This is a genomic window from Blautia ammoniilytica, assembly GCF_025566965.1.
Taxonomy (GTDB): domain Bacteria; phylum Bacillota; class Clostridia; order Lachnospirales; family Lachnospiraceae; genus Blautia_A; species Blautia_A ammoniilytica.
This window is the reverse complement of the sequence record NZ_JAOQJL010000002.1, coordinates 118,303-131,868: the sequence shown is the minus strand read 5'-3', so window position 1 is coordinate 131,868 and position 13,566 is coordinate 118,303. Positions and strand designations below refer to the sequence as shown.

Below are 13,566 nucleotides of genomic sequence, written 5' to 3'. Positions count from 1 at the left end.
GACGAGAACCGGGATCCCGTGATACCACCTAAATTTGCTGAGAACTCACATTCTCTGCCTCCGCAAGTGACTGGCTCTTATAGCAAATCACTTCAGCCTTGTAACGGACGCCACACCGCCGCAGCCTACTAAGACAGATCATCTGTTGGGTGCGGAACTCCGGGAGGTATTCACATAATTTCCACCTGCGCCTCTCACCCTCCGGCTGCTCTCTGTAGGCTTATCCTTATGCTACTCTTTCCCATCCAAGTCTTTTTCTGATATATTTGCAAGTATACAAAGATGCCCCAAAAAAGTCAAGGCTTTTCCAGAGTGCTTTTACAACTTAATGCAATGCAGTCACCGTTTTAAAAGAAATCTGCACCATACCAAAATTATACAAAATCAGTTTATTGTTCTCCATACACCGGTTCTTTCAAAATTCTCTGCCGCCATTCCTGCTGCTTTTACGATCTTCGGATCGTATCCCAGCATATCCAGAAGACGTATCGCATTTCTGGTGGTTGCCCGTCCTTTTCTCAGGATATAATCAAACACCACTTCATGCTCACGTACCTCTTCCTGAAAATGGTAATTCTCATAAACACCATTCAGAATATAAGAAAGCTCAATATCATGAGTGGCTGCAAAAGGCAGGATCCATTTTTTGTCAAGAGCATTCAGGATCTGAGAGGATGCAGCAATTCTTTCAATCGTATTGGTTCCTCGAAGGACCTCATCAATGATGCACAATAGAGGAACTTCTTTTTTACCTTCATCCAGAATCCTTTTCAGGGATTTGATCTCTACAATAAAATAACTTTCGCCGCCGGACAAATCATCCCTAAGAGCCATGGAAGTCATAACCTTCAAAAAAGGAGCCTTGTAACAGCTGCAGGTACAGGTAAGTAAGGTCTGCGCCAGAATACTGTTTAAAGCCACATTTTTAAGGAATGTAGACTTTCCGGAAGCATTGGAGCCTGTCACAAGTGTGCCGCCCTTAGCCTGGATACTGTTTGCAACTGCTTCTGTAAGAAGGGGATGATACAGATCAGCCGCTTCCAGGGAAACAGGCTGTGCTGTAGTATAAGGCAGAAATTCCGGCCTGCACCAGTAAGACAGCATTTCACGAAAGGATGCTATAGAAATAGCAGCATCCAGTTCCCCGATGCATTGGATCATCTGCAGGATCTGCCCGGTCTTTCCCTGAACCTGATCCAGCAGGCTGTTATATACAAGAATATCTACATGGGTCAGCATACGCACATAGTCCATTACTACCTGAAGGCCATCCCCAGCCCCATTACTGCCAGTGATAAAAACAGATCTTTTCCGAATTTTGTGAAAGGCCTTCCTGCCCTCCCTGATACCATCCATCTGCTCCTTGATTTCCGGCCAATCCACTGATTCCAATTCATCTGCAGCTGAAAGCATACGTATCAGCTGGGAAAAACAGATAAGGTAGGCTTCGATCAGCTTCCTGTCCCTGCCGGCATAATACACCACCACATTGGTGATCATGATAATCAGCAAAAAGAAAAATCCATAAACCGGCGAAAAAGGAAGGATCACCAGGCTGGCCAGAAGTACCAGAAGAAGGACCGCATGAATCCCTGTATGCACTCTTGGCGCATCCTTTAAGGCCAGTACTGTATCCGAGAGAGAGCCTGCGCCATTTTTGCTGATTTTGGCCAAAGACTGTAAAAGCCTTTCTCTTTTTTGCTGGGAAGCAGCAAAGAACTGAATCAGATCTTCTCTTTTATCTGCTTCTTCTTTTGAAAACACGGGAAGCCTCATCATGGAATAAAGCACATCCTCTCCTGGTGAGGAAATGGTCTGATTCACCATCATATACATACTGTCCAGATCCAGGTCATTCCAGGTAATGTCATCAATATAAAATCTATCTTCTTTTATCCGTTTGTAGTAATGAGAGATCTTATCCAGATCCCCTGGCTCATATCTACGCTGCGACGGCTTTCCGTACGCGTTTCTGATCTTTTGAAGAAGCTGTTTTTGGTTTTTCCTGTTTTCATGCAGTATCCATATGACAAACAGCAGGATAAATCCTGCTGCCATCAAAATCGATGTAAGGTATGAATGGTTCATCCCAGCCTCCTTTATACCCAGTCAACAAAAAACATATGATCCTTATATTGACAGGATTTCACTTTACTGAAATTAAGTGGCTGTTTCCAGTATGCACTGATCGTCATAAAATACATGTAATTGAAGTCTTTTGTATCAATGCCTTTCAGCGTCCTCTTAGTCCCATTTGTCACATAATCATTAAAAATCTTCATCGCTTCACTGGCTGCCTGATAAGCAAGCTCCCTGTTATCAAACTGCCCATTCAGACGTTTCAGAAGTACTCCATTTGTCACAACTGAATACTGTGGGAATGTGGTGCCATGGTACAGCACATAACGTACACTGGATGGAAACTCCCTGTCTGCCTTAATGGTACGGTTCAGCACGGTAAGTACTACAGCTTCCATACCTACCAGCCCCTGATTGCCAGCCTCAGACTCGCAGAAAGCTGCCAACAGATCCAGATCAGACTTTTCTCCGTTAGCAACACCCGGATGGCTTAAGTATTCCTTCATTACTGTATAATTTCTGGCATTTTTCTCATCATAGACAATCATGGTCTTATCATTGGCAACCACATTTGGAGCAGCAACCTGAGAAGCAACGCCGCTGGAGCTGAACTTATAAGATATACCGTCGATCACTGCTGTTGTATTGGTATACATAACCCCTTTGGAATTAAAATAATATGTTTTGCCATTTAATGTAAGCCAACCGGTCTGTGCACGTCCATCCGTTGGATTAAAATAATATTTCTTCTTTGAAATGGTGTAAAAGCCCTTCTGGTAACGGAAGCCTGTTGATTTTACAAAATAGTAATATGCTCCATCTACCTTCTGAAGACCGGTATACATAAAACCGCTCTTTGGGCTGAAATACCGGGCATGCTGTTTGGAATTCACTACCCAGCCTGTAGCCATACGGCCGGAACCGGAAAAGTACCGCTTCCTGCCGGAAACAGTTACCCATCCCTTCAGCATGGCACCTGTGTTCTTTTTAAAATAATACCGGTATCCATTGGCATCTTTCATCCATCCAGTAACCATACGTCCGTTTGCAGGGGAAAAATAACGTGTGATCCCAGACTTGTCCTTTACAAAGCCGGTGGCCATGATCCCTTTGCCCATGGAAAAATACCGTACTTTCCGGCCCTTACTGTCTAACTGCCAGCCCTTTACCTGTACCCCTGTTTTCTTATTGAAATAATATTTTTTTCCGTTCAGGTTCAGCCAGCCTTTATGCTTCTTGCCGCTGTCATCTATGTAGTATGTTTTCCCTTTTACTGTACGAAATCCCTTGGCAGCAGCCTTCACTTCCCCTGCTCCCATTTGTAATGTGAGTACTGCAGCAAATACCGCTAACAGCACCAGTAAAAAATGATTCCTGGAAGATTTTTTTGCTTTTTCACTCATATCCATCTCTCCGTTTGTCAAATTATGTCGATTTCATTTCAAAGATTACAAAGTTATTAAATTTCTTTCATTATATCCTAATATAATAAATCTGTCAATTCATTGTAATTATGTTGCTGTGCACAGGTGTAATTATGATTCACACAAATCTTGTCCTGTTCATAAGATGAAGTGTAAACAATTTCTGGAGGATTTTAACATGAGTGATTTAGCAGCTACCAACTGTGGATGTTCTGAGGAAAGATCCGGATGCGGATGTGGATGTGACAACGGATGCGGATGCAACAGCAATGGATGTGGCAACAATGGATGCGGCAACAATGGATGCCTGGGCTTCAACAACCTGAACAACGGAAACTGTAATTGCATACTCTGGCTCATCATCATACTTTGCCTTAGCGGATGCAATGGTTATGGAAACAACTGCAATGGCTGCGGCAGTAATGACTGCAGCTGGCTGATCATTGTACTTTTGCTCCTGTCAGGCTATGGCGGATGCGGATGTGGATGCTGATCATTCCTGTCCTTGGGGCGCTTAATGCGCCCCTTTTGTCTGTCGGTTTCTCTCTTTTTCCCGTTTCTCCTGATCCTTTCTTTTTTGTTCCACACATTCCAGATCTATTTCATAAAAGGCAGTTCCATCAAAAATAATTCGCTGCCTGCCATTCTCTTTCTTTTCCATATCGATCTCCTGCTTTCATTCTTTCTATCAGTTTATGTCACAGGCCGCTGTCCTGTCATATTTTAATAATAAAATCATAAATTAGTAAAGATCATGGGGCAGATCTGCCCCTATTTAAGGAGGTTTTAAATGGATCAAAACTGGAAAGACAACCCTAAACTGTCACAATTAGACCGCGGGAAATTAGATATGCTTTCCCAACTGGCCATGCAGGGAGCAGGGAAAAGCCCTTCCCAGATGCTGCCTTACATCATGAGTGCAGCTGCCCGGGGAAAGCAGGCAGGTATGAATTTTTCAGATAATGAGATTGATACCATCATACAGGTACTAAAAATTGGAAAAAGCCCGGAAGAAACCCGGAAACTGGATCAGGTAATACAACTTATGAAAATGATAAAATGAATATAAAAACAGCCATGAACCAATTCCTGATGTTCATGGCTGAATCATTTTACTCAGATTTTGAAATACCTTCCATCATGCATTCACGTAAAAAAGCAAGAGCATGTGCAGTTGCCTGCTGTCGGATCTTGGTGCGGTTCCCTGTGAAATGGAACTCCCGTGTAACAACCTTGCCATTATAACAACAGCCCATAAATACAGTGCCCACAGGTGTTTCCTTTGTGCCTCCGTCAGGGCCTGCCAGCCCTGTAATAGAAAGGCAGATGTCAGCCTCTGCCGCATTACATCCTCCCTTTGCCATTTCCTTTGCACATTTGGCTGAAACAGCACCTTCCAGCTTCAGTGTGGCTTTCTTTACGCCAAGGCATTTTCTCTTGGCACGATTACTGTATGTGACAAAACCATGGGTAAATACCTGGGATGCACCTGGCACATTCACGATCCTGGCTGCAATCTCTCCACCTGTGCAGGACTCAGCCAATGCAAGTGTGAGCTGCTGGTCACGAAGCATATCTACCACCGCTTCTTCCAGTGTTTTCTCTGCCTCAGTTGCAAATATATTCCTGCCAAACCTGCGTTTCAGTTCCCTTACCACAGGCTTGATCAGCTTTTTGCCTTCCTTCTCGTCAGACGCCTTTGCAGTGATCCGCAAATGTACTTCACCTATTTTTGCATAAGGTGCAATGGTAGGATTGGTCTGTGCCTGGATCATATCCTGAATATCCTCTGCCACCTGGCTCTCGCCAATCCCGCAGATCTTCACTACCTGGGAGTAAATGATTTCCGGCTGTTTTTTGCGGAGATAAGGATAAACCTCCTCTGTAAACATAGGCTTTAATTCTACCGGAGGTCCGGGAAGCAAAATGGCAATCTTCCCATCCTTCTCAAGGATCAGCCCAGGAGCTGTCCCATTGTGATTATCCAGTACAAGTGCCCCCTCTGGAATGAGTGCCTGCTTATAGTTATTCGATGTGATGCGGCGCTGGGAATTATTTTTCTTATATTCTTTCATATAGCGCTCGATGCGCTCCTTGGAATGTGCATCCTCAACAAGAGGCATCCCCATCACTTCAGCTGTTACCTCTTTGGTAAGGTCATCCTCTGTAGGTCCAAGACCACCGGTAAGGATCACAACATCAGACCGGTCCAGTGCCGTACGGATCACTGCCTTCATCCGTTCTTCATTATCTCCTACCACACTCTGATAATATACAGTCAGACCAAGGTTCGCACATTCCACTGCCAGATATGCACTGTTGGTATTCACAATATTACCAAGCAATATCTCGGTTCCTACCGTTACAATCTCTGCAATCATATTTTTTCCTTTCGCAGTTATTATTCCTGCATGGATAATACGTTCTTATTCTCCATAATGTAAGTCAACAGTGAGATAATCGTCAATGCCAGTGAGATCCATACAAAACCACGGGCAAGGATGTGAAAGATGCCATCAAAGTTCAGGATCAGCAAAATGATCATGATCATCTGAGCGGTTGTCTTGAATTTGCCCCAGTAATTGGCTGCGATCACTACTCCGTTCTCAGCTGCGATCAGGCGGAACCCACTGATAATAAATTCTCTGGCGATGATGATGATCACAATCCAAGCCTCCAGACGGTTCAATTCCACCATACAGATCAGGGAAGAGCATACCAGAAGCTTATCAGCCAGAGGATCCATAAACTTTCCAAAATTCGTAACAAGATTATTCTTTCTTGCAAGATGACCGTCCATCCAGTCCGTAATGCTGGCTCCTACAAAAATAACAAGACAGATATAGCGGTTCGCAGCACCTCCCCAGCCTGTAAGGCTGAACAGAACAAAAAACGGCACCATGATCATTCTTGCAACCGTAAGTTTATTCGGTATATTCATCTTCCAATTCTCCTATCAAGTCATATTCCAATGCACCGGTGATCCGTACATTCACAAAATCTCCTGTTACCAGAAGCTCTCCTGTCTGCACAAAAATATAGCCATCTACCTTTGGCGCATCTCCATAAGTCCTGCCTATATAAGCACTTTCTCCTGAAATCTGACCTTCGATCATCACAGATACTACCTGCCCGACCCTCTGCCGGCCCTTTTCCAGGGATATTTCCTGCTGAAGCTCCATCAGCTGATCTTTTCTTTCTTCCTTTAATTCTTCGGGGATCTGTCCCTCCATGGAAGCAGCTGGTGTATCTTCTTCCTGAGAGTAAGTAAAAACTCCCAGACGGTCAAATTCCATCTGATCCACAAAATCCATCAGTTCCTGATGGTCTTCTTCTGTTTCTCCCGGGAAACCGGTGATCAGCGTAGTGCGAAGGATAATATCAGGAATCTCCTGGCGAAGCTTCTCTATGATTTCCACCAATTCTGCTTTTGTTGTCCTGCGGCCCATTCTTTTCAGAACCGGATCGCTGGCATGCTGGATTGGAAGATCTAGATAATTACATATCTTTTCTTCTTCTTTCATTACCTGGATCAACTCATCATAAATCTCTTCCGGATAGCAATACAGAATACGTATCCATCTGATTCCTTGAATCTTACAAAGCTCTTTCAGAAGGATATGAAGAGATTTCTTACCATAAAGATCCTTGCCATATACTGTAGTCTCCTGGGCTACAAGGATCAATTCCTTCACACCCTGTTCTGCCATATCCATAGCCTGCTTAAGAAGACGTTCCATAGGAACACTGCGGTACCTGCCACGCAATTTGGGGATAATGCAGTAAGTGCAGTGCTTATCACAGCCTTCTGCAATCTTCAGATATCCATAATGACCACCTGTAGTAAGCACACGCCTGCCCAGATCTTCCGGCAGATAGTCAATGTCTTTAAATTCCTGGAAATGTTTTCCGGCTTTTGCGGCTTCCATTGCCTTCAGGATCTCCCCATAAGAAGTAGTACCAAGAACGGCGTCTACCTCTGGAATCTCCTGAATAATTTCTTCTTTATAGCGCTGTGCCATACATCCTGTAACGATCAAAACTTTACAGGAACCGGCTTTCTTATATTCTGCCATTTCAAGGATCGTATTCACACTTTCCTCTTTGGCGTCTCCGATAAAGCAGCAGGTATTTACAATAATAGCATCTGCCATTGTCTCATCGTCAACAATCTCATGACCATTCCTGGTAAGAAGCCCCAGCATTTCTTCTGAGTCCACCAGATTCTTGTCACATCCCAGGGAAACAAATAATAATTTCATATAATCATGCCTCTTCTGACAAAGACTCCTCTGCAGAAGCAGTATTCTCCTCTTTTGATGTCTCTGTTGCTGTCTCTTCTGCTGCAGCTGCTTCTTCCTCATCCTCATGCTTGCCAGGAAGGATCTTTACTTTTCCTTTGTAAAGTTCATCAATAGCAATGGCCAGAGGTTTCTTTCCGGCTGCTCCTTCTACAAGTGGTTTGGATCCGGCGATCAGCTGGCGTGCACGCTTACTGGTAGCAAGTACCAGAGAATAACGGCTGTTCAGAACCATGCTCTCGTCGTCGTCTTCGTTATTTGTATTGATTGCCTCGATTAATTCTGAATAAGATGGATGAATCATATCTATCCTGCTCCTTTTTATAATTTTATATTGTAAAGTCATTCTCCTGTCCTGACATAGTCCGGACAGGTTCAAACCTTTCACACCTGTAATACGTAAATGTCTGTGATCTTATCTTATCATATGCACTTTTCAGCCCAGCTGACTGGCCTCCTTACGAAGTTCCTGGATAAAACCAAGATTCCGGCTGATCCGGCTGTGTTCGCTTTGGATGATCCTGTGAAGCTCATCCACACAGATTTCCAGCTCATCATTTAAAAGAAGATAATCATATTCCTCCACACCCTGGGATTCTTCTGCTGCCCTGTGAAGACGGCTCTCGATCACCTGGGGTGTTTCTGTACCTCTGCCAACAAGACGGTTTTTCAGCTCTGCCATAGATGGAGGTGCAATAAAGATCAGCAATGCTTCCGGATTCTTTGCTTTGATTTTGCGGGCTCCCTGAATCTCGATCTCAAGGATTACATCCTTACCTGCATTTAGCTGTTCTTCTACATAGGCACGGGGCGTCCCGTAATAATTCTTTACATACTGGGCATATTCAATGAGGGCATCCTTTTGGATCAGCTCCTCAAATTCTTCCCTTGTACGGAAGAAATATTCTTTTCCATCTTGCTCTCCCGGTCTGGGAGATCTGGTGGTAACAGAAACAGACAATGCATAATTGTTGTATTTTTCCATCAGACGTTTCATTACAGTGCCTTTCCCGGCACCAGAAAATCCAGATACTACAACAAGTATCCCTTTACTCATGGTTCTCTCCCCTGCTTTCATATTCATATACTTCTGCAAATCTTCTGGCAATGGTATCCGGCTGTAATGCAGACAATACAAGGTAATCATCTGATGTGATGATCACTGCTTTTGTCTTTCGTCCCTGTGTGGCATCGATCAGTGAACGGGTGCCTTTGATACTCTGCACCATCCGCTTCACAGGTGCTGCATCCGGGCTTACAACTGCAACAATCTTCTGGGAATTTACCACATTACCAAAACCAATATTAATTAATTTTGCCATAAAACAAATCTCCAGGTTCTTTACTCAATGTTCTGAATCTGCTCACGGATCTTTTCGATCTCTGTTTTCAAATCAATGGCAATATCTGATATCACAAGATCACTGGACTTGGAAAGAATGGTATTGGCTTCCCGGTTCATCTCCTGTGCCATAAAATCCAGCTTACGTCCAATACCTTCAGACTCCTCCAGCATCTTCCTCATCCCGGCAATATGGCTGTGAAGCCGTACTGTCTCTTCATCATTACAGATCTTATCAGAAAACATCACAACCTCAGCTGCGATCCTGGCATCATCAAACTGGGTATCTGCCAGAAGTTCATGAACCTTAGCCTCCAGCTTCTCTTTGTAAGCATCTACTACAAGCGGAGAACGCTGCTCTACCATCGTCACCTTCTCATCCAGCCCCTGCAGCTTCAAAACCAGATCATTCTTCAGGTGCTCGCCTTCACGTTCCCTGGCTGCAACAAACTTCTCACATGCCTCCATAAGAGGCTGTTCAAGACAGTTCCATAACTCCTCTTCATCCAGTGACTGCTCCTCCATAGTAAAAACATCCGGATATCTGGAAAGTGCGGACACCTTCATGTCGTAGTCCAGACCAAAATCCTGTGCCATTTCTTTCAGATAGCCAAGATATTCCGCTGCCAGTTCTCTGTTATACTTCAGTGATCCCTGGCTCAAGGTATAATCTTCATAGGAAATAAATACATCTACCTTGCCTCTCTGAATATATTTCTTCAGAAGATTTCGCACAGTACTCTCCAGAAAGCTAAGCTTTCTGGGCATCTTTATACTCAGGTCAAGATATCTGTGGTTTACAGATTTTAACTCAACTGTTATTTTTCTTTCTTTCGTGATAACTTCGGCTCGTCCGAAGCCAGTCATGCTTTTTATCATTGTCTTTCTTTTCTTCCTCCGAACATATAGATTTATTATAATTCATTCAATAACCCTAGTCAAACCCTTTTTTTACGTGTATACTAAAGTAAGTGCACAAACAAAGCATTAAGGCTGTTGGAAGCTTTGCCAGGTGCATTTACTTTTTAACGTATATTCCCTCTGAAAGGAGTTTTTCATATGGCATTTGACGGCATCACCATTGCAGCAATGGTAAAAGAACTGAACAGCAGCCTGAAAGGCGGCAGGATCAACAAAATCGCCCAGCCTGAAAGCGACGAGCTGCTAATCACAGTCAGAGGCCAGGATGGCCAGAAGCGGTTGCTGCTCTCCGCTTCCCCATCCCTGCCTCTGCTTTACTTTACATCTAAGAACCGTATCAGCCCCCTTACTGCTCCCAATTTCTGCATGCTTTTACGGAAGCATATCGGCAGTGCGCGGATCACAGATATTACACAGCCCGGCATGGAGCGTGTAGTACAGTTCCACCTGGAACATTTAAATGAATTAGGAGATGTATGCCATAAAATACTGATCATGGAGCTTATGGGCAAACACAGCAACCTGATCTTCTGCGATGACAAGGGTATGATCCTAGACAGCATCAAACATGTTTCTTCCAATATGAGTTCTGTCCGCGAAGTCCTTCCAGGCCGTGAATACTTTATTCCCAAAACCCAGGACAAGCTGGATCCGCTTACCATCACAGAAGAAGAATTTATATCCGACATCTGCCCAAAGCCACTTCCGGCGGCCAAAGCCATTTATTCATCCCTTACAGGGATCAGTCCTGTTATGGCTCAGGAAGTCTGCTTCCGTGCATCTATTGACGGAAATGATTCCATGCAGTCTCTTAATGAAGCTGCACGCACTCATCTTTACCATACCTTTGCAAGGATCATGGATCAGGTAAAAGAGGGCAGTTTTACCCCTAATATTATTTTCCGGGGGGATGAACCTGTGGAATACGGAGTGCTGGATTTCCAGCAATATGGGCCGGAATACCATAACGTATCCTTTGACAGCGTTTCCCAGATGCTGGAAACCTACTATGCCTCCAGGGATCTGATCACAAGAATCCGTCAAAAATCTGCTGATCTTCGCAGGATCGTACAGACAGCCTTGGAACGCAACCGCAAAAAGCTGATGCTTCAGCAAAAACAGATGAAGGATACTGAGAAAAAAGACAAATACAAGATATATGGTGAATTGATCAACACCTATGGTTATGGTCTGGAAGAAGGTGTAAAATCATTTAAAGCTTTGAATTACTATACCAATGAGGAAATTACCATTCCTTTGGATCCTCAACTTACCCCTCAGGAAAATTCCAAAAAGTATTTTGACCGGTACCAGAAGCTGAAACGCACCCAGGAGGCACTTGAAGAACAGATCAAGGAAACCACGGAAGAGATCCAGCATCTGGAATCTATTTCCAATGCATTAGATATTGCCCGCGAGGAAAGTGATCTATCCCAGATTAAAGAGGAACTGACAGAATTTGGTTATATCAAAAAGCATTATACCTCCAAAAAAGGTGCCAAAATGCAGACAAAATCCAAACCTTTCCATTACATATCCAGTGACGGGTATGACATCTATGTGGGAAAGAACAATTATCAGAATGATGAACTGACTTTCAAATTCGCATCCGGAAACGACTGGTGGTTCCATGCAAAGAAAATGCCAGGTTCCCACGTAGTAGTCAAAACAAAGGATGGTACTCTTCCGGACCGCACCTTTGAAGAAGCCGGCAGTCTGGCCGCCTATTATTCTCAGGGCCGTACTGCCCCTAAAGTAGAAATCGATTACCTGCAAAAGAAAAATGTAAAAAAACCAGCTGGCGCAAAGCCAGGATTTGTGGTATATTACACCAACTATTCTCTGATGGCTGTTCCGGATATTTCTTCTCTTTCCGAAGCATAATTCTTTTAGAACAAGCACATTGGTTCAAATACAAAGGAGTTTCATTTTATGAGTATACTAAACGTAGAACATTTGACCCATGGTTTTGGAGACAGAGCCATCTTTCATGATGTGTCCTTCCGCCTTTTAAAAGGGGAGCACATTGGCCTTGTAGGTGCTAACGGCGAGGGCAAATCTACTTTTTTCAATATTGTTACAGGAAAACTGATGCCTGATGAAGGTAAGATAGAATGGTCCAAAAATGTACGGATCGGTTATCTGGACCAGCACTCTGTACTTTTGGCAGGAATGACCATTGAAGATGTATTAAAATCTGCATTTTCCTGGCTTTTCCAGATGGAAGAACGAATGAACAGTATCTGTGATCAGCTAGGGGATGCGTCTCCGGAAGAAATGGAGAACCTGATGGAAGAGCTTGGTACTATCCAGGATACCCTGACTCTTCATGATTTTTACGTAATAGATGCAAAGGTTGAGGAAGTTGCCCGGGCACTGGGGCTTCTGGAGCTTGGCCTTGACCGGGATGTAACGGATCTTAGCGGCGGTCAGCGTACAAAGGTTCTGCTTGCCAAGCTTCTTCTGGAAAAGCCGGATATCCTGCTCCTTGACGAGCCTACCAACTATCTGGATGTAGAGCATATTGCCTGGCTGAAGCGCTACCTTCAGGATTATGAAAATGCTTTTATCCTGATCTCCCATGACATTCCTTTCCTGAATGATGTGATCAATCTGGTTTATCATATGGAAAATCAGGAGCTGAACCGTTATGTTGGAGATTATACCCATTTCCAGGAAGTATATGAAGTAAAAAAAGCCCAGCTGGAAGCTGCTTACCGAAAACAGCAGCAGGAAATCAGCGAGCTTAAGGATTTTGTTGCCAGAAATAAAGCAAGAGTGGCCACCAGAAATATGGCCATGTCCAGGCAGAAAAAGTTAGATAAAATGGATCTTATCCAGCTTGCCGCAGAGAAGCCCAAGCCGGAATTTCACTTTAAAGCCGGGCGCACACCAGGTAAATATATTTTTGAAACTAAAGACCTTGTGATCGGATACGACGAACCCTTATCCAAGCCCCTTACCATTTCTATGGAAAGAGGGCATAAAATCGCTCTTACCGGTGCGAACGGAATCGGTAAAACTACACTTTTAAAAAGCATCCTGGGTCTGATCCCGCCCCTTTCCGGTTCCTGCGAATTAGGGGACAACCTGCAGATCGGATACTTTGAACAGGAAGTAAAGGGCGACAATAAGACCACCTGCATTGATGAGATCTGGGCAGAATTCCCATCCTATACCCAGTATGAAGTGCGTTCTGCACTGGCCAAATGCGGACTTACCACCAAACACATTGAAAGCCAGGTTCGTGTACTCAGCGGTGGAGAACAGGCAAAAGTCCGCCTGTGCAAGCTTGTCAATAAAGAAACCAATGTGCTGCTTCTTGACGAGCCTACCAATCATCTGGATGTGGACGCAAAAGAGGCCCTGAAACAGAGCCTTCTTGAATATCGGGGAAGTATCCTGCTTATCTGTCATGAACCGGAATTCTACCAGGATATTGTTTCTCAGGTATGGGACTGCAGCAAGTGGACCACAAAGATCCTGTGATCCGCTCCTG

The 13,566-nt window shown here is 44.1% G+C and carries 14 protein-coding genes and 1 other annotated feature (1 of these 15 only partly in view); of the genes, 4 read left to right on the top strand and 10 right to left on the bottom strand.

Going from position 1 to position 13,566, the window contains the following annotated elements; genetic code table 11:
• Window positions 1-257 (bottom strand) — a binding site (T-box leader); it reaches 6 nt to the left of the window's first position.
• 127 nt (window positions 258-384) lie between these two features.
• Window positions 385-2,088, bottom strand: a complete 1,704-nt coding sequence (locus tag OCV61_RS01620) for a MutS-related protein (protein WP_158420326.1) — start codon at window positions 2,086-2,088, stop codon at window positions 385-387.
• Window positions 2,089-2,099: 11 nt separating this feature from the next.
• Entirely contained in the window at window positions 2,100-3,482 is a 1,383-nt protein-coding gene (locus tag OCV61_RS01615; protein WP_262582590.1) for an N-acetylmuramoyl-L-alanine amidase family protein, read from the bottom strand.
• Window positions 3,483-3,681: 199 nt separating this feature from the next.
• On the opposite strand from OCV61_RS01615, the gene OCV61_RS01610 reads away from it, so the two are divergent.
• Window positions 3,682-3,996, top strand: a complete 315-nt coding sequence (locus tag OCV61_RS01610; RefSeq protein WP_158420325.1) for a hypothetical protein — start codon at window positions 3,682-3,684, stop codon at window positions 3,994-3,996.
• 21 nt (window positions 3,997-4,017) lie between these two features.
• On the opposite strand, the gene OCV61_RS01605 is transcribed toward OCV61_RS01610, so the two are convergent.
• The gene (locus OCV61_RS01605; protein ID WP_262582589.1) at window positions 4,018-4,164 is read right to left on the bottom strand and encodes a hypothetical protein; all 147 of its coding nucleotides are present in this window, start codon (window positions 4,162-4,164) and stop codon (window positions 4,018-4,020) included.
• Window positions 4,165-4,293: 129 nt separating this feature from the next.
• Between OCV61_RS01605 and OCV61_RS01600 the strand changes: the two genes are divergently transcribed.
• Complete coding sequence (locus tag OCV61_RS01600) at window positions 4,294-4,566, top strand: hypothetical protein (protein ID WP_158420324.1); 273 nt, start codon at window positions 4,294-4,296, stop codon at window positions 4,564-4,566.
• 49 nt (window positions 4,567-4,615) lie between these two features.
• Here the strand turns inward: OCV61_RS01600 and OCV61_RS01595 are convergent, their stop codons facing one another.
• The 7 genes from OCV61_RS01595 to OCV61_RS01565 all read right to left on the bottom strand — a co-directional run bounded on the left by OCV61_RS01595 (window position 4,616) and on the right by OCV61_RS01565 (window position 10,025).
• Window positions 4,616-5,884 carry a competence/damage-inducible protein A gene (locus OCV61_RS01595; RefSeq protein ID WP_158420323.1) on the bottom strand — a complete coding sequence of 423 codons (1,269 nt, stop codon included), beginning with the start codon at window positions 5,882-5,884 and terminating at the stop codon, window positions 4,616-4,618.
• Between the two features lie 20 nt (window positions 5,885-5,904).
• On the bottom strand, window positions 5,905-6,444 hold the full coding sequence (pgsA, locus tag OCV61_RS01590) for a CDP-diacylglycerol--glycerol-3-phosphate 3-phosphatidyltransferase (protein ID WP_158420322.1): 540 nt from the start codon (window positions 6,442-6,444) through the stop codon (window positions 5,905-5,907).
• Window positions 6,428-7,765, bottom strand: coding sequence for a 30S ribosomal protein S12 methylthiotransferase RimO (gene rimO / locus OCV61_RS01585; protein WP_158420321.1), 1,338 nt, complete (start codon window positions 7,763-7,765; stop codon window positions 6,428-6,430). The genes pgsA and rimO overlap by 17 nt, the downstream gene beginning before the upstream one ends.
• A 4-nt stretch (window positions 7,766-7,769) precedes the next feature.
• Complete coding sequence (rpoZ, locus tag OCV61_RS01580; RefSeq protein ID WP_158420320.1) at window positions 7,770-8,108, bottom strand: DNA-directed RNA polymerase subunit omega; 339 nt, start codon at window positions 8,106-8,108, stop codon at window positions 7,770-7,772.
• A 132-nt stretch (window positions 8,109-8,240) separates the two neighbouring features.
• Entirely contained in the window at window positions 8,241-8,861 is a 621-nt protein-coding gene (gene gmk, locus OCV61_RS01575; RefSeq protein ID WP_158420319.1) for a guanylate kinase, read from the bottom strand.
• A complete protein-coding gene (locus tag OCV61_RS01570; protein WP_158420318.1) occupies window positions 8,854-9,126 on the bottom strand; it encodes a DUF370 domain-containing protein in 273 nt (90 codons plus the stop codon). The genes gmk and OCV61_RS01570 overlap by 8 nt, the downstream gene beginning before the upstream one ends.
• Window positions 9,127-9,146: 20 nt before the next feature.
• A complete protein-coding gene (locus OCV61_RS01565; RefSeq protein ID WP_158420317.1) occupies window positions 9,147-10,025 on the bottom strand; it encodes a YicC/YloC family endoribonuclease in 879 nt (292 codons plus the stop codon).
• Between the two features lie 180 nt (window positions 10,026-10,205).
• Between OCV61_RS01565 and OCV61_RS01560 the strand changes: the two genes are divergently transcribed.
• Together OCV61_RS01560 and OCV61_RS01555 are read left to right on the top strand one after the other, a co-directional pair.
• Complete coding sequence (locus tag OCV61_RS01560) at window positions 10,206-11,951, top strand: Rqc2 family fibronectin-binding protein (protein WP_158420316.1); 1,746 nt, start codon at window positions 10,206-10,208, stop codon at window positions 11,949-11,951.
• Between the two features lie 48 nt (window positions 11,952-11,999).
• Window positions 12,000-13,556 (top strand): ABC-F family ATP-binding cassette domain-containing protein, encoded by a 1,557-nt coding sequence (locus tag OCV61_RS01555; RefSeq protein WP_158420315.1) that lies wholly within the window; start codon window positions 12,000-12,002, stop codon window positions 13,554-13,556.
• Window positions 13,557-13,566 lie beyond the last annotated feature (10 nt).